Below are 274 nucleotides of genomic sequence, written 5' to 3'. Positions count from 1 at the left end.
AGTCCCGTGATCGCGTGCTTGGTCGCCGTATAGGGCGATGACAACGGGCGAGGGGCGTAGGCCGAAATCGAGCCGTTATTGATGATGCGTCCGCCCTGCGGCGTTTGATCCTTCATGATGCGGAAGGCATGCTGCGTGCACAGGAACGGCCCGGTGAGATTGGTGTTCACCACCGCCTGCCATTGCGCGAGAGAAATGTCCTCAAGCGGAATGGCCGGCGCGCCCATGCCGGCATTGTTGAAAATCAGGTCGAGCCGTCCGAACGCATCCATTG

General features: G+C 60.6%; 1 protein-coding gene. It reads right to left on the bottom strand.

Going from position 1 to position 274, the window contains the following annotated elements:
- A partial coding sequence (locus ACZ3HG_RS23680; protein WP_465334814.1) for an SDR family oxidoreductase occupies window positions 1–274 on the bottom strand: 274 nt, incomplete at both ends.

This window comes from Erwinia sp. PME.40.26/001 (assembly GCF_055556675.1).
The sequence above is the reverse complement of the archived record's forward strand: the minus strand, read 5'-3'. Positions and strand labels throughout refer to the sequence as shown.